Origin of the sequence: Rhizobium sp. RSm-3, assembly GCF_001854685.1 — a bacterium.
Taxonomy (GTDB): Bacteria; Pseudomonadota; Alphaproteobacteria; order Rhizobiales; family Rhizobiaceae; genus Rhizobium; species Rhizobium ecuadorense.
In genome coordinates, this window is the sequence record NZ_MAWZ01000024.1 from 50,478 (window position 1) to 64,607 (window position 14,130).

At 62.3% G+C, this 14,130-nt stretch carries 13 protein-coding genes; 5 read left to right on the top strand and 8 right to left on the bottom strand.

What is annotated here, in order from left to right; all coding sequences use genetic code 11:
• The 6 genes from BBJ66_RS19330 to BBJ66_RS19355 all read right to left on the bottom strand — a co-directional run bounded on the left by BBJ66_RS19330 (nucleotide 1) and on the right by BBJ66_RS19355 (nucleotide 5,695).
• Nucleotides 1–1,029, bottom strand: a complete 1,029-nt coding sequence (locus BBJ66_RS19330) for an ABC transporter ATP-binding protein (RefSeq protein ID WP_071089009.1) — start codon at nucleotides 1,027–1,029, stop codon at nucleotides 1–3.
• Nucleotides 1,022–2,119, bottom strand: a complete 1,098-nt coding sequence (locus tag BBJ66_RS19335; protein WP_071089010.1) for an ABC transporter ATP-binding protein — start codon at nucleotides 2,117–2,119, stop codon at nucleotides 1,022–1,024. The genes BBJ66_RS19330 and BBJ66_RS19335 overlap by 8 nt, the downstream gene beginning before the upstream one ends.
• Before the next feature lie 3 nt (nucleotides 2,120–2,122).
• Nucleotides 2,123–2,335 (bottom strand): hypothetical protein, encoded by a 213-nt coding sequence (locus tag BBJ66_RS19340; protein ID WP_049731833.1) that lies wholly within the window; start codon nucleotides 2,333–2,335, stop codon nucleotides 2,123–2,125.
• Nucleotides 2,332–3,285, bottom strand: coding sequence for a carbohydrate ABC transporter permease (locus BBJ66_RS19345; RefSeq protein ID WP_071089011.1), 954 nt, complete (start codon nucleotides 3,283–3,285; stop codon nucleotides 2,332–2,334). The genes BBJ66_RS19340 and BBJ66_RS19345 overlap by 4 nt, the downstream gene beginning before the upstream one ends.
• Nucleotides 3,282–4,250 carry a carbohydrate ABC transporter permease gene (locus BBJ66_RS19350; protein WP_071089623.1) on the bottom strand — a complete coding sequence of 323 codons (969 nt, stop codon included), beginning with the start codon at nucleotides 4,248–4,250 and terminating at the stop codon, nucleotides 3,282–3,284. Before BBJ66_RS19350 ends, BBJ66_RS19345 begins: the two co-directional genes overlap by 4 nt.
• A gap of 119 nt (nucleotides 4,251–4,369) precedes the next feature.
• Nucleotides 4,370–5,695, bottom strand: a complete 1,326-nt coding sequence (locus tag BBJ66_RS19355) for an ABC transporter substrate-binding protein (RefSeq protein WP_071089012.1) — start codon at nucleotides 5,693–5,695, stop codon at nucleotides 4,370–4,372.
• A gap of 533 nt (nucleotides 5,696–6,228) precedes the next feature.
• Between BBJ66_RS19355 and BBJ66_RS19360 the strand changes: the two genes are divergently transcribed.
• From BBJ66_RS19360 to BBJ66_RS19380, 5 genes are all read left to right on the top strand, one after another.
• Nucleotides 6,229–7,674 carry an MFS transporter gene (locus tag BBJ66_RS19360; RefSeq protein ID WP_071089626.1) on the top strand — a complete coding sequence of 482 codons (1,446 nt, stop codon included), beginning with the start codon at nucleotides 6,229–6,231 and terminating at the stop codon, nucleotides 7,672–7,674.
• 231 nt (nucleotides 7,675–7,905) lie between these two features.
• Nucleotides 7,906–8,970, top strand: a complete 1,065-nt coding sequence (locus BBJ66_RS19365; protein WP_071089013.1) for a histidine kinase dimerization/phosphoacceptor domain -containing protein — start codon at nucleotides 7,906–7,908, stop codon at nucleotides 8,968–8,970.
• 83 nt (nucleotides 8,971–9,053) lie between these two features.
• Nucleotides 9,054–9,605 carry a DUF924 family protein gene (locus BBJ66_RS19370; protein ID WP_071089014.1) on the top strand — a complete coding sequence of 184 codons (552 nt, stop codon included), beginning with the start codon at nucleotides 9,054–9,056 and terminating at the stop codon, nucleotides 9,603–9,605.
• A gap of 90 nt (nucleotides 9,606–9,695) precedes the next feature.
• Entirely contained in the window at nucleotides 9,696–12,242 is a 2,547-nt protein-coding gene (locus tag BBJ66_RS19375; protein WP_071089016.1) for a mechanosensitive ion channel family protein, read from the top strand.
• Between the two features lie 112 nt (nucleotides 12,243–12,354).
• Entirely contained in the window at nucleotides 12,355–12,621 is a 267-nt protein-coding gene (locus tag BBJ66_RS19380; protein WP_049731840.1) for a hypothetical protein, read from the top strand.
• Between the two features lie 6 nt (nucleotides 12,622–12,627).
• Here BBJ66_RS19380 and arsC read toward each other — a convergent pair whose 3' ends face one another.
• Nucleotides 12,628–13,050 carry an arsenate reductase (glutaredoxin) gene (gene arsC, locus BBJ66_RS19385; protein ID WP_071089018.1) on the bottom strand — a complete coding sequence of 141 codons (423 nt, stop codon included), beginning with the start codon at nucleotides 13,048–13,050 and terminating at the stop codon, nucleotides 12,628–12,630.
• Nucleotides 13,051–13,052: 2 nt separating this feature from the next.
• Nucleotides 13,053–14,126: an ACR3 family arsenite efflux transporter gene (arsB, locus tag BBJ66_RS19390; RefSeq protein WP_071089020.1), complete on the bottom strand. Its 1,074-nt coding sequence runs from the start codon at nucleotides 14,124–14,126 to the stop codon at nucleotides 13,053–13,055.
• Nucleotides 14,127–14,130 lie beyond the last annotated feature (4 nt).

Consider the following 14,130-nt stretch of genomic DNA (forward strand, 5'->3'; position numbering starts at 1 on the left):
TCAGGACAGGCGCTGTCCAGCCGCATCGAAATAAAGCGGATCGCGCAGCGTCAGGCTGATCCGGTCGCCCGGCGCGATCGACCGATATGGATCTGCAAGTGTGACGAGCTTGTGATCGCGCGCAGGCTGCCTGGGATCGGCAACCCTGATGTGCAGATGGTTCTGGTCGCCGAGATGCTCGATCCAGTCGATCTCGGCATTGGCATCCTTGCCGACGATGATGTCGAGATGCTCGGTGCGGGCGCCGACCGTCTTCGTGCCGGCCGGCGGCTTGCCGCCCGGAAGCAGGTCCGCCGGCAGAAGGTTGATATGCGGCTGGCCCAGACGGGCGGCGACATGCAGGTTGGCGGGATTGCCGTAAATCTCGCGCGGCGTTCCCACTTGCATCAACCGCCCCTCGGCAACGATGCCGATGCGGTCGGCCATGGTCATGGCTTCCACCTGGTCGTGGGTTACATAGAGCAGCGTCGAGCCCAATTCCTTCTGGATGCGCTTCAGCTCCAGGCGCAGTTCGGCGCGCAGCTTGGCGTCGAGTGAGGAGAGCGGCTCGTCCATCAGATAGATCGCCGGCCGGCGCACCAGCGCCCGGCCGATGGCGACACGCTGCATCTCGCCGCCGGAAAGCCTGGTCGAGCGGTTCTCCAGCTTGTGGTCGATCCGGACCATACGCGCGACCTCGCGCACGCGCCGGTCGATCTCCTCCGCGCTCAGCTTGCGGACCGGCGCCTTCAGCGGGAAGGCGAGGTTTTCGTAAACCGTCATGTGCGGATAGAGCGAATATTGCTGGAAGACGAAGGCGACGTCGCGCTCGGCGGGCGCTTCGGCGGCGACATCGCGGCCGCCGATCTCGATGCGGCCGCCATCCGGCCTTTCAAGGCCGGCGATCAGCCGCAGCGTCGTGGTCTTGCCGGCGCCCGTGGGACCGAGCAGCACGACGAACTCGCCATCGCGGATCGACAGATCGAGATCGGCCAAGGCCTGGGTATCACCGAAGCGTTTGGTAAGGTTTCTGAGGACGACATCAGCCATGCCGGGTCTCCTGATAGAGCTGGGATGGGACCGCGCGGCCCGATGTGCAGTCGAAGAGCGCGAGTTTTTCCGGGTTGAATTCGAGGCCGACGGTCTCGCCGATCCGGAAGCTGCGATTGGCGGGAACGCGGGCCTTGATCAGCCCGCCCCGGGTTTCCACGGCCACGACCTGGTTGGTGCCGAGATATTCGCTGCCATAGACGGCGCCGCGCAGCCGCGAGGCGTCGCTGAAGCGGATATGCTCCGGCCGCGCGCCGAGCGCCAGCGCGCTTTCGGCCATGTCCTGATGGATCTCGGGAACGGCGACATCGATGCCGTCGAGCAGGATGGAGCAGTCACCGCTTTTCAGGCCCGAGGTGAAGCGCATGAAGTTCATCGGCGGCGAACCGATGAAATCGGCGACATACATGGTCGCCGGCTTGGCGTAGATTTCCTGCGGCGTGCCGAACTGCTCGATGACGCCATGGTTCATGACGGCGATCTTGTCGGCCATCGCCATCGCCTCGTGCTGGTCGTGGGTGACGTAGACTGTCGTGGCATGGATGCGGTTGTGCAGTTCGCGCAGCTCATGGACCATGATCTCGCGAAACTCGGCGTCCAGCGTGCCGAGCGGCTCGTCCATCAGGAAGCATTTTGGCCGCCGGACAATGGCGCGGCCGAGTGCCACGCGCTGCCGGTCGCCGCCGGCGAGGCCCGATACCGACCGGTCGAGAATATGATCGATCTGCAGCAGCCGAGCGGTCTCTTCGACGCGCTGACGGATTTGGGCCTTGGCCATGCCCTGCGACAGCAAGGGGAAGCCGATATTCCTGCGCACGTTCATATGCGGGTAGAGCGCGAAGAGCTGGAAGACGAAGGCGATGTCGCGGGCGCTGGCGCGGTTGAAGGTGACGTCCTCGCCGTCGAGATAGATCTTGCCGCTGCTCGGCAGCTCGAGGCCGGCGATCATGCGAAGCGTGGTGGTCTTGCCACAGCCCGAAGGCCCGAGCAGCGCCAGGAACTCGCCGTCATGAACAGTGAAGTTCGAATCCTGGACGGCGACGAAGCTGCCGAACTCCTTGCGGAGATTTTCGATACGGATATCCGCCATGGTTCACTCCGGGAATTTCGAGACGATGATGAACATGACAGTGCCTGCAAGCAGGGTGACCAGCGAGTAGGTGTAGAGCACCAGCAGGAAGGGCTGGAACAGCATCAGGAAGCCGAGCCCGATCAGCGCGGTGGCAATGGCCTCCATCGGGCCGCGACGCAGGAAGAACGGCCGTTTCGGACGGGCAGGGGTGCGTGTTTCGATCAGGTGGGTCATTTGCGGACGGCTCCGAAGGTGATGCCGCGCAGCAGCTGCTTGCGCAATAAAATGGTGAAGACGAGGATCGGGATCAGGAAGATCGTCGTGCCGGCGGCAACGGCCGGCCAGTCCTGCCCGCCTTCGCCGATGATCGTCGGGATGAAGGGCGGCGCGGTCTGCGCCTCGCCCGAGGTCAGAAGGGCGGCGAAGGCATATTCGTTCCAGGCGAAGATCAGGCAGAATATCGCGGTGGCGGCGATACCGGTCGTGGCCTGTGGCAGCACCACCTTGCGGAAAGCCTGCAGCCTCGTATAGCCGTCGATCATCGCCGCTTCCTCGTATTCGCGCGGGATTTCGTCGATGAAGCCTTTGAGCAGCCAAACGGCGAGCGAGACGTTGACGGCAGTATAGAGCAGGATCATACCCACGGCCGTGTCCGACAGGCCGAGCTCGCGATACATCAGGTAGATCGGGATGGCGACGGCGATCGGCGGCATCATGCGCGTCGACAGGATGAAGAACAGCAGGTCGTCGGCAAGCGGCACCTTGAAGCGCGAGAAGCCATAGGCGGCGAGCGTGCCGAGGAAGACCGCGAGGAAGGTGGAGCCGAAGGCGATCACCAGCGAATTGACGAAGCGCGGCACGAAATTCGACGGACCGGCGATCACCATGTTGCGCTTGCGCGTCACCTCATCGCAGGCGCCGACCGGCGCCGGCAGCGAAGCGATATAGTCAGGGGTCTGCCGGGTGCGCGTCGTGAACAGGTTGCAATAGCCTTCGAGAGACGGCGTAAAGACGATCTTCGGGGGATAGCTGATCGAATCCGGCGGCGACTTGATGCTGGTCAGGAAGATCCAGACGAGCGGGATGAGGGTGATCAGCGCGTAGAGCACGACGATCGCCCCGGCGATGCGCTTGCTGGAGGGGCTCGGTACGACGACCGAATGGGCTGAGTTGGCGGCGCTCATCGTTGCTTCACCTTGTTCAATGCCTTGACGTAGATGTTGGCGAGGCCGAACACCGCGACGAAGAGGACGATGGCGAAAGCCGAAGCCCGGCCGGTCGCCCAGCTTTCGAAGGCGGTGCGCTTCAGCGTGATCGAGGCGACCTCGGTAACCGAACCCGGCCCGCCGCCGGTGAGCAGCGTCACCATGTCGAACATCTTGAAATTCTCGATGCCGCGGAAAAGCACGGCGAGCATGATGAAGGGCAGGGCCATTGGCACGGTGATCGACCAGAATTGGCGCCATGGCGAGGCACGGTCGACCTCTGCCGCCTCGTAGATATAGTCGGGGATCGAGCGCAGGCCGGCGAGGCAGATCAGCATCACATAGGGCGTCCACATCCAGGTATCGACGATGATGATCGCCCAGGGTGCCAGCGTGACGTTGCCGAGCATCTGGATATCCGAGGTCGGAATGCCCGATACCAGCGAGACGGCATAGGCGAAGAGGCCGATCTGCGGCTCGTAGAGAAAGCGCCAGAAATTGCCGACCACGGCGGGCGACAGCATCATCGGGATCAGAATAATCGTCGTCCAGAAGGCATGGCCGCGGAACTTGCGGTCGATCAGATATGCGAGGGTGAAGCCGATCACCGTCTGCAGCACGATCGTCCAGAACACGAAATGCGCGGTGGTCTGCATCGCCTGCCAGATATCGGGATCGTTGAGGACGCGTTGGTAGTTTCCAAGGCCGACGCCCTCGACCGGCGCATTCGGCCGGTTGGCGCGGTAATTGGTGAAGGAGAGATAGACCGCCCAAAGCAGCGGGAAGATGTTGATCGCCAGCAGCAAGGTGATGGCCGGCGCAATGAACAGCCAGGCGATCGCCCTGTCGGAGAGGCCGCGGACGCGCCGGGCGACCGAGACCGGCGTTGCCCTTGCTGTCGCATTGGCCGCCTTCTCGACAATGGAGGAATGGGAAATGGTCAATTTTTCACCCAGTCTATTGCGATATGGAAGATCTGGCGGCCCGGCTCGTCTGCCGATCCGGGCCGCCATCCTGGTGAGGATGGCGCGCAGAGGGTTGCCGCCTGTCCCGTCGTCCGGCACTAGATCTTGCCGTCGTCCTTGAAGACGTCGCTCCAGTCTTTCACCAGGCCGTCGAGCGCTTCCTTGGCGGTGCCGTTGCCGGCGACCACGTAGTTATGGACCCGCTTCTGCATGGCCTGCAGCAGCGACGCGTAGCTCGGCTCGGCCCAGAAGTCCTTAACGATCGCCATCGAGTCCAGGAAGGCCTGGGCATAGGGCTGGCTCTTGGCAAAATCCGGCGCGTTGACGACGGAGTTGAGGCAAGAGAACCCGCCGAGCTCCCACCATTTGGCCTGCACATCGGGCTGTGCGAACCATTTGATGTATTGCAGGGCGGCGTCGCGCTTGTTGGAGTAGGAAACCACCGAGATGCCCTGACCGCCGAGCTGGGCGAAATGCGCCTTTTCAGCCGGATTGGGGAAGAAGCCGATCTTGTCGCCGCCGACCTTCTCGTCCTTGTAGAGGCCGGGCCAGGTGAAGGCGAAGTTCATCTGCATGGCGACCTGGCCGGATTTGAAGGCGTCGGCGGATTCGACCATGTAGACGTTCGAGCTGCCGGGCGGTGTGCAGCAATCATAAAGGGACTTGTAGAATTCCAGTCCCTTGACCGCATCGGCCGAGTTGACGAAGCCTTCCATGTCGTAGGGCTTCTTCGGGTTCTCGTACTGGAAACCCCAGTCGTAGAGGACGTTGGTCACGCCCATGGTAATGCCTTCGGAACCGCGCTCTGTATAGATCGAGGCGCCGTAGACGGTCTTACCGTCAATCTCGCGCTTCTGGAAGAATTCTGCGATCTGCTTCAGTTCGTCGTAGGTCTTCGGGGCTGCGAGATCATGGCCGTATTTCGCTTTGAATTCCTTCTGGAGTTCCGGTTTTTCGAACCAGTCCTTGCGGTAGGTCCAGCCGACGACATCGCCCATGGCAGGCAGTGCCCAGTAGTTCGGTGTGTTCTTCGGCCATTCCGAGTAGCCGACGACCGTCGCCGGCACGAAGTCATCCATCTTGATGCCTTCCTTGTCGAAGAAGTCGTTGAGCTTGACGTAGTGGCCGTTCTCGGCCGAGCCGCCGATCCACTGGCTGTCGCCAATAATGAGATCGCAGAGCTTGCCGTGGGAATTCAGCTCGTTGAGGAAGCGGTCGGCATAACTCGTCCAGGGAACGAATTCGAACTTCATCTGCGTGCCGGTCTTGGCGGTGAAGTCCTTCGACAGCTCGACCAGCGCATTGGCGGGGTCCCATGCGGCCCAGCACAGCGTCAGTTCATCGGCTTTGGCGAGATTGGGCAATGCCGACGACATAACGAATGCCGCAGCCAGCCCCAAAAGGGCTTTCGATGTTTTCTGCATAAGGTCCTCCCAGAACCAAGGGCCGGCTCCCCGCCGGCGTCGCATGTTCACCCATTTCAGAGAATGCTCACATGAACTCCTCAATCATCATGTTTAGCAATATGTTTAGTGATAACTCTTTTTATAAACATTGCAAGCGGCAATCGTTGCTGCAGTGCACAGGAGACTCGCCATGCGGGCGAGAACTTTGCGGACCAATCGCATCGCTTTCCGGAAATTTCCTTCGCGAGCGTACCGATACGGCGAAATCTGGCCTCGCTGCGCAACGTACCTCAGGCTATGGACGTCACGCCGCTCCTGTTTTCCCGGGAGCGGTTCAAACTTGGCCTCGCTCCGGCGGGGCCTTTTTCTTACGCGGGCCGCCACATCGGGAATATTCCCGCGCAGTGCGAGATTTAGCCTTTCAAGCCTGAGGCAACGAGCGTATGCACCCGGTGCGCGGTTCGTATCCGCGTATCCCCGCGCGGCAGATCTCCGATCGGCTTCCTTCCTGTTTTCCTGCCGCGGTATCCAGAATTTTCATTGGCAGATCGATGGCAACGGCAGAGACGAGCGAGAATGAGCAAGAGGCGGCAAGCGGCCGCCAGGCGAAGATCGTGGCGCTGGTCGTTGCCGTTTCCTTCTTCATGCAGATCCTCGACGGCACGATCGTCGCTACCTCGCTGCCGCAGATGGCGGCGAGCTTTAACGTTCAGCCGGTGTCGATGAGCATCGGCATCACCGTCTACATGCTGACGATGGCCGCTTTCATTCCGCTGTCGGGCTGGCTCGGCGACAGGTTCGGTGCGCGCCGTATCTTCCTGATGTCGATCGCCGTCTTTACCGCCGCTTCGCTGTTCTGCGGGCTGTCCGGCAGCCTCACGGAATTCGTGCTTTGGCGCGCCGTCCAAGGTGCGGGCAGCGCGCTGATGACGCCGGTAGGGCGCATCATCGTGCTGAAGAACGCCCGCAAATCCGAGCTCGTCCAGGCGATCGCGCTGATCACCTGGCCGGCGCTGACCGCACCCGTGGTCGGCCCGGTGCTCGGCGGCTTCATCACCACCTATGCCAGCTGGCACTGGAACTTCCTCATCAACATTCCAATCGGCATTCTCGGCATGGGCCTCGTGCTGCGCTTCGTGCCGGAGCAGCGGGAAATCGATCCCGGCCGGCTTGATCTCGTCGGCTTCGTTCTGAGTGCTGCAGGCCTGACCTTCCTGCTCGCCGCCCTGGAGCTTTCGGTCAAATGGGACGGCGGGCTTTTGCCCGTCACGCTTATGCTTGCAGCCGGTATCGTGCTGTCTGTGATGGCGACCCGACATTTCCTCGCCGTCGATAATCCGCTGCTCGACCTTTCGGCCTTCCGCGTCCAAACCTTCTCGATGTCGACGCTGTCGGCGGGCACGGCCTGCAGGGTGGCGATCAATGCGACGCCGTTCCTGCTGCCGCTGCTGTTCCAGCTCGGTTTCGGGTTGAGCTCGATTGCCGCCGGCACCTATCTGCTCGTCTATTTCCTCGGCAATCTCGGCATGAAGACGGTGACGACGCCGCTCCTGCGCTTCTTCGGCTTCCGCACTGTGTTGGTGCTCAATGGGCTGATCGCGGCGCTTTCGATCGCCGCCTGTGGTTTCCTCACGCCGGATACGCCGCAGTTTGTCATCCATGCGCTGCTTTTCCTTGCCGGCCTGTCGCGATCGATGGAATTCACCGCGCTGAACACGCTCGCCTTCGCCGATATCGGCCCGGCGCAGCGAAGCTCGGCCTCGACGCTGTCGAGTATGCTGCAGCAGGCGTCGATGCTGCTCGGCGTCGCGGTGGCCGCGGCCGTGCTCAATATCGCCTCTGCTCTCAGGGGCGCCGACAATCCCGCGCTTGCCGATTTCCGCTGGGCTTTCGTCGTGGTCGGCGTGATCGGCGTCGTCTCGTCGCTGCGCTTCCTGCAGCTGCCGTCGGGGGCGGGTGCCGAAGTATCCGGCCATCGGAAATTCCAGAAAAATTAGCCTGCCTGCGGAACCAATCGGGCCGCTCGGCGCATCGGCATTTCTTTTCAACCTTTCCGTTTCCCGATCTCCTTCAACGGCTTCCCGTCATCCTCCCTCTGCGCCGCCTGCGACAAGGGCGAGGGATAACCCGCTGTTTACCGCAGGCGGCCAATGCAATACGACATTGCCATGCGGGCGACTCGGACGCTTGCCGCCGGTCGTCGCTGCGAGAGAAAGCCGGGAGACGGAATGAGCAATTCTAGCGGCGATGCGGATGCCCTGATCCACATCCTCTATATCGATGACGACGAGGGGCTCGCCCTCTTGATGCAGAAGAACCTTGGCCGGCGCGGCTTTTCGGTCGAATGGGCCGAGAACGGTGCTGCCGGCCTTGCCAGGCTCGGCGAAGGCGGCTTCGACGCCGTCGTGCTCGATCATGTCCTGGCTGACGAGACCGGCCTCGACATTCTGCCCTGCATCACGGCGCTGCCGGATCATCCGCCGGTTATCTATGCGACGGGTTCGGACGATACCAGCATCGCGGTCGCGGCGCTCAAGGCCGGCGCCGACGACTACATGCTCAAGGGGGTCTCGGCCGATTATTTCGACCTGCTCGCCGCGGCCCTAGAACAGGCGCTGGAGCGGGCGCGTTTTCGCCGCGAGACGGCGCAGGCGCAGGAGGTGATCCGCCAGCAGCGCGACCTTGCCGAAATGCTGCTTGCCGAGGTCAATCACCGCATCGCCAACAGCCTCGGCCTCGTCGGCGCGCTGATCCGCATGCAATCCTCGATGACCAAGGACCAGGTGGCGATCGATGCGCTGCACGAAACGCAGATGCGCATCAACGCCATCGCCAGCGTGCACCGCCGGCTCTATACCAACCGGCAGGTCGGCTCGGTGCAGGTCGACGAATATCTGGACAGCCTGCTCACCGAACTCGAAGCCTCGATGCGCGACGACAAGCGGCCGCACCGCATCGTGCTGACCGCCGAACCGGTCAATCTGGCGACCGACAAGGTGATCACGCTCGGGCTGATCGTCAGCGAACTCGTCACCAATGCCTTCAAATATGCCTATCCGGACAGCGTGCCGGGCGAGATCCGCGTTTTTGTCGATCAGACGGACGAGGCGCTGAGGCTTGTCGTCGAGGATGACGGGGCGGGGTTCGATCCAGAGGGCCCGGCGAGGGGAACCGGGCTCGGCGCACGTATTCTGACGGCCATGGCTGCGAGCTTGAAATCGGATTTCGCCTATGATCCCGGACATGACGGGACAAAGGCGACGCTGGTGTTTTCGTTGGGCGAGGAGAAGTAGGGGCGCACTTCACACAATTATCTGTTTCTCTACAATAGCTTGCCGACATCGCATTATCAAACATAACGTTAGGGAAGTCGAACATGACGACGATCCGTACGCCGCGGGAAGTTTACGATTTCTGGTTTGTCCGATGCGGCCGAGAGCTGTGGTTTCGGCCACCGGCGGAGCTCGACGTCGAGATCCGCGAGGGTTTTCGCGAGACGCATCTTGCCCTTGCCGCAGGCATCGGTGACGAGTGGCGGGCGGATGCCGAAAGCCGGCTTGCTACCGTCATCGTGCTCGACCAGTTTTCCCGCAACATTTATCGCGGCACGCCGCTAGCCTTTGCGACCGACGGGCTGGCGCTTCGGGAGGCCAAGCTCGCGCTTGCCGCCGGCGCCGACCAAGCGGTCGAGACCGCCTGCCGCACCTTCTTCTATCTGCCGTTCGAACATGCCGAAGAGCTTGGCGAGCAGGAACGCTCGGTGGCATTGTTCAGCGCCCTCGGCGATGCGGAGTATCTGGATTATGCGATCCGCCATCGCGAGGTGATCGCCGCCTATGGCCGCTTCCCACACCGCAATGCCATGCTCGGGCGGGAGTCGACGGCTGGGGAGCGCGATTACCTCTCCAAGCCCGGCGCCGGTTTCTAAACCTTTCCAGGAGTTTCCGCCATTCTGTCGCCTTTCTTTGCTAGGAAAAGCTGGAATTCCATTCCGACGACAACCTTTCCGGAGGCGCTTTTGCGGCTGAGGTCCATCCTGCTTCGCACCATTCTTCTCGTGACGCTGGCGTTTGCCGGCGCGCATTTCGAGGGTGCCATGGCCTTCGCGCAGGAAGCGCAGACACAGGCAGCGCAGACACAGGCAGCCGCGCCGGCACCGGTGGATACGCCGTTCGACCAGGCAGCGAAGGAGATCGAGAAGGCGAAGACGGAGCTTGTCGCCCTTCAGGACAGCGTCAAAGGGAATGCCGACAATGATGATGCCCTGGTCGGGCTTGCGACCAAGGCTGACGAGCTCAGCCGCGCCGTTATCACGATATCGGTCAATCTCAGGCCGCGTTTCGACCAGATCAAGAACCGGCTTGCCGAGATCGGCGAGCCGCCGAAGGATGGCCAGCCTCCCGAAGCCGAGATCGTCACACAGGAGCGCAACGTGCTCGCCGCCGAGCGGGCGCAGATCAATGCGGTGACGGGCGACGCCGAAAACCTGTCGATCGCGGTGACGAAGCTCGTCAACGAGATCATCGAGATGCGGCGGCGGCTTTTCGCCGACACACTTTTCAGACGCACCGAGATCTCCGTCTCGGTGCTTGACGATGCCGCCGGTGCCTTTGTGCACGAGGTCGGCGAATTCTCGCAGGCTTTGTCGAGCTGGACCTCTTTCGTCTGGAAGTTCAAGCGTTTCCCGCTGTTTGCGGCGATCTTCCTGTCGCTCGCTTCGGCGCTCATTCTGCTCTCCGGCAGCTACCGACTGTTCGGCGCCTATCTGCGCCGCGACGAGGCGATCGAGAACCCGTCCTATATCGGCCGGCTGTCGATCGCCTTCTGGTCGACGCTGATCCGCACGCTGGCGCTTGCGGTCCTGCTCGTCACGTCGTTCTTCTTCCTCAACAGTTTCAATGTGCTGCGGCCCGACATTGCGCCGGTCATCGGTGCGCTGTTCGGGACGATCGGGCTCGTCTATTTCGTCGGCCGCTTCGTCAACGCCATCTTCGCGCCGCACGAACCGCACTGGCGGCTGGTGCGGCTTTCCAATCTCGGCGCACGCTCGATCGGCTACTGCCTGCTGGCGATGGCTATCATCAACGGGCTCGATTATTTCTTCGGCTCCATCGGCGAAGCGATGGGCTCGCCGCTGGTGCTGACGGTCGTTAGAAGCCTGATCGCCGCATTGATCATCGGCATGATCCTGATCGTGGCCTCCTTCGGCAAGCCGATGCTGGCGAAGAACGGCGATCCCGATGCTCCGGGCCGGCATTGGCCGCGCGGCATGGCGATCATCCTGCGCGTCGTCGGCGCCGGCCTGATCGTCACGGCGCTTGCGGGTTACGTCGGGCTGGCGCGCTTCGTCGCCACCCAGCTCATCATCACCGGCGCTGTCGTCGCCACCATGTATGTCGGCCTGCTTTCCGGCAAGGCAATATCGCGGCAGGAAAGCTTCGGCGATACCTTCTTCGCGCGCTTCCTGACGCGCCGCTTCAATCTCGGGCCGGTGGCGATCGACCAGGCCGGTCTGCTCGTCGGCCTCGCCATCTATGCGGTGGCGCTGGTCGTCGGCGTACCGCTGATCCTGCTGCTCTGGGGCTTCCATGTGCAGGACCTGCAGCTCATCGCCTACCGGCTGTTCACCGAGGTCAAGCTCGGCGGCATCAGCATCTCGCTGCTCGGCATCTGCACCGGCATCCTGCTGTTTGCCGGCGTTTATCTCCTGTCGCGCTGGCTGCAGCGCTGGCTCGACAGCAATGTGATGGCGCGCAGCCATGTCGATCTCGGCGTGCGCAATTCGGTCAAGACGGGCATCGGCTATCTCGGCGTCGGCATGGCGGCGATCATCGGCGTTTCGTCGGCCGGCATCGATCTGTCCAGCCTGGCGCTCGTCGCTTCCGCGCTTTCGGTCGGCATCGGTTTCGGCCTGCAGAACATCGTCTCCAACTTCGTCTCCGGCCTGATCCTGCTCGTCGAGCGGCCGTTCAAGGTCGGTGACCATGTCGTATCGGGCACGGCCGAAGGCATCGTCAAACGCATCTCGGTGCGCGCCACCGAGATCGAGACCTTCCGCAAGCAGTCGATCATCGTGCCGAATTCGGAGCTGATCAACGGCCTGGTCGGCAACTGGACGCACCGCAACAAGATCGGCCGCTCGGAAATTCCGGTTTCTGTCAGCTACGATGCCGATCCGCAGCAGGTGATGGATATTCTGCTCGAGCTGACGGCCAAGATACCGCTCGTCATGCGCAATCCCGAACCGCAGGTGGAGTTCCTGCGCTTCGGCCCCTATTCGCTTGATTTCGAGCTGCGCTTCTTTCTCGCCGACATGGGCGACGGCATGACGGTGCGCAACAATCTGAGGATCGAGATCCTCCGGCGCTTCAAGGCCGAGGGTATCGAGATCCCGCTGCCGCAGAGCGACCTCACCATCCATCGCGATGCCGCGCCGGTCCTTGCCAATGCCGCCAAGGAGCGGACGGACGGCCAGGACGATCCAACGAACAAGCCCATCGAGGACGAGGAGCGGCCGGTGCGGCAGCTGCGCGGGCGGACGGCGGATGGCAGCCTGAAGAGCTGAACGGCTCATTCAGCCATCATTCACAGGTCTGTGTGCATGATCTCCACCATCGGGATTGCTGCCGAGGGCAGCACCGATCGTTCGAGGGGAGGGCGCGCCCGCGCCGCCGCACATGATGGCAAGGTTTGCCGCCGTTTTGCTTATCCCGCTGCTTGCCGCGCCCGCGGCGGAAGCCGCATCCATCACCAACACCGATCCGGCAGCCGTGGTGCTCGTCATCACCGAGAGCGGCCAGCGGGTCGAAGTCGTGGTCGATGCCGGGGCTTCGGAAAACCTCTGCGCCTCCGGCTGCTTCATGACGACGCCCGACGGCGACCGCATCGGGCTCGACGGCGGCGAGACGATCGAAATCGTCAAGGGCTCGGCCGTCGTCAAGTAAGCGGGATCAGACGATCCGCTTGCCCGCGGCGTCGAGCACTTTCTCGCCGTCTTCCTTGGTGAAGGCGCCCTTGTGGGTCTCAGGCAGGATTTCCAGAACCAGCTCGGAGGGCCGGGACAGACGGGTGCCGAGCGGTGTCACGACGAACGGCCGGTTGATCAGGATCGGATGCGTGAGCATGGCGTCGAGCAGCTGGTCGTCGGTCAGATCGGGATTGTCGAGGCCGAGGTCGGCGTAGGGCGTATCCTTCTTGCGAATGGCTTCCCGCACGGTGAGACCGGCATCGGCAATCATCCGGGCCAGTTCCTGACGCGACGGCGGGGTTTCCAGATAATCGACGACGGTGGGTTCGATGCCGGCATTGCGGATCATCGCCAGCGTGTTGCGCGAGGTGCCGCATGCCGGGTTGTGGTAGATGGTGACGTTCATGATCAGGCTTTCGTTGTCGAGGTGATTTTCGAAGCGGACACCGAGCGCACAGCTGCGCCGCGCTCGTACCAACCTTTGCTCCGGTTGACGATCCAGACCACTGACAACATCACGGGCACCTCAATGAGCACACCGACGACGGTGGCCAGGGCTGCACCCGAGTTGAAGCCGAACAGGCTAATGGCCGCCGCAACGGCAAGTTCGAAGAAATTCGATGCGCCAATCAGCGCTGATGGTCCGGCAACGCAATGTTCCTCGCCGGTCGCCCGGTTCAGCAGATAGGCCAGTCCCGAATTGAAGTAGACTTGGATCAGGATCGGAACGGCCAGCATCCCGATCACTGCGGGCTGCGCGATGATCTGTTCACCCTGGAAGCCGAACAACAGCACCAAAGTTGCCAGCAGCGCCAAAAGCGAAAGCGGCTGGAGAATGTTCAGGAGGCGGTGGAGGGAAGCGGCCGAGCCACCGGCGAGGACACTTCGGCGCAGAAGCTGTGCGGCGGCGACCGGTAGCACGATATAGAGCACCACGGAAATCATTAACGTGTCCCAAGGTACGGTAATCGCCGAAAGACCGAGTAGCAGTCCGACGATCGGGGCGAAGGCGACGACCATGATGGCGTCGTTGAGCGCCACCTGAGACAGCGTGAAATGCGGCTCACCCTTGGTAAGGTTCGACCAGACGAACACCATGGCGGTGCAGGGTGCAGCTGCGAGGATAATCAGGCCTGCGATGTAGCTGTCGATCTGGTCCGCCGGTAGCATCGACCGGAAAAGATAACCGATGAACACCCAGCCGAGCAGCGCCATTGAAAAGGGCTTCACGGTCCAGTTGATGAGGAGGGTCACACCAATTCCGCGCCAATGGCGGCCGACCTGGTCCAGCGCCGCGAAGTCGATCTTGATCAGCATTGGAATGATCATCAGCCAAATCAGTGCCGCCACCGGAATATTGACCTGCGCAATCTCGATCGATCCAATGAGATGGAATACGCCGGGCATCAAATGCCCAAGAGTGACGCCGACCGCAATGCAGAGAAACACCCAGACGGTGAGATAACGTTCAAAACTGGACATACTC

What these genes read in the sequence shown, in the direction of transcription:
- BBJ66_RS19330 (WP_071089009.1), bottom strand. Translation starts at nt 1,029, where the DNA reads ATGGCTGATGTCGTCCTCAGAAACCTTACCAAACGCTTCGGTGATACC.
- BBJ66_RS19335 (WP_071089010.1), bottom strand. Translation starts at nt 2,119, where the DNA reads ATGGCGGATATCCGTATCGAAAATCTCCGCAAGGAGTTCGGCAGCTTC.
- BBJ66_RS19340 (WP_049731833.1), bottom strand. Translation starts at nt 2,335, where the DNA reads ATGACCCACCTGATCGAAACACGCACCCCTGCCCGTCCGAAACGGCCG.
- BBJ66_RS19345 (WP_071089011.1), bottom strand. Translation starts at nt 3,285, where the DNA reads ATGAGCGCCGCCAACTCAGCCCATTCGGTCGTCGTACCGAGCCCCTCC.
- BBJ66_RS19355 (WP_071089012.1), bottom strand. Translation starts at nt 5,695, where the DNA reads ATGCAGAAAACATCGAAAGCCCTTTTGGGGCTGGCTGCGGCATTCGTT.
- BBJ66_RS19360 (WP_071089626.1), top strand. Translation starts at nt 6,229, where the DNA reads ATGGCAACGGCAGAGACGAGCGAGAATGAGCAAGAGGCGGCAAGCGGC.
- BBJ66_RS19365 (WP_071089013.1), top strand. Translation starts at nt 7,906, where the DNA reads ATGAGCAATTCTAGCGGCGATGCGGATGCCCTGATCCACATCCTCTAT.
- BBJ66_RS19370 (WP_071089014.1), top strand. Translation starts at nt 9,054, where the DNA reads ATGACGACGATCCGTACGCCGCGGGAAGTTTACGATTTCTGGTTTGTC.
- BBJ66_RS19380 (WP_049731840.1), top strand. Translation starts at nt 12,355, where the DNA reads ATGATGGCAAGGTTTGCCGCCGTTTTGCTTATCCCGCTGCTTGCCGCG.
- arsC (WP_071089018.1), bottom strand. Translation starts at nt 13,050, where the DNA reads ATGAACGTCACCATCTACCACAACCCGGCATGCGGCACCTCGCGCAAC.
- arsB (WP_071089020.1), bottom strand. Translation starts at nt 14,126, where the DNA reads ATGTCCAGTTTTGAACGTTATCTCACCGTCTGGGTGTTTCTCTGCATT.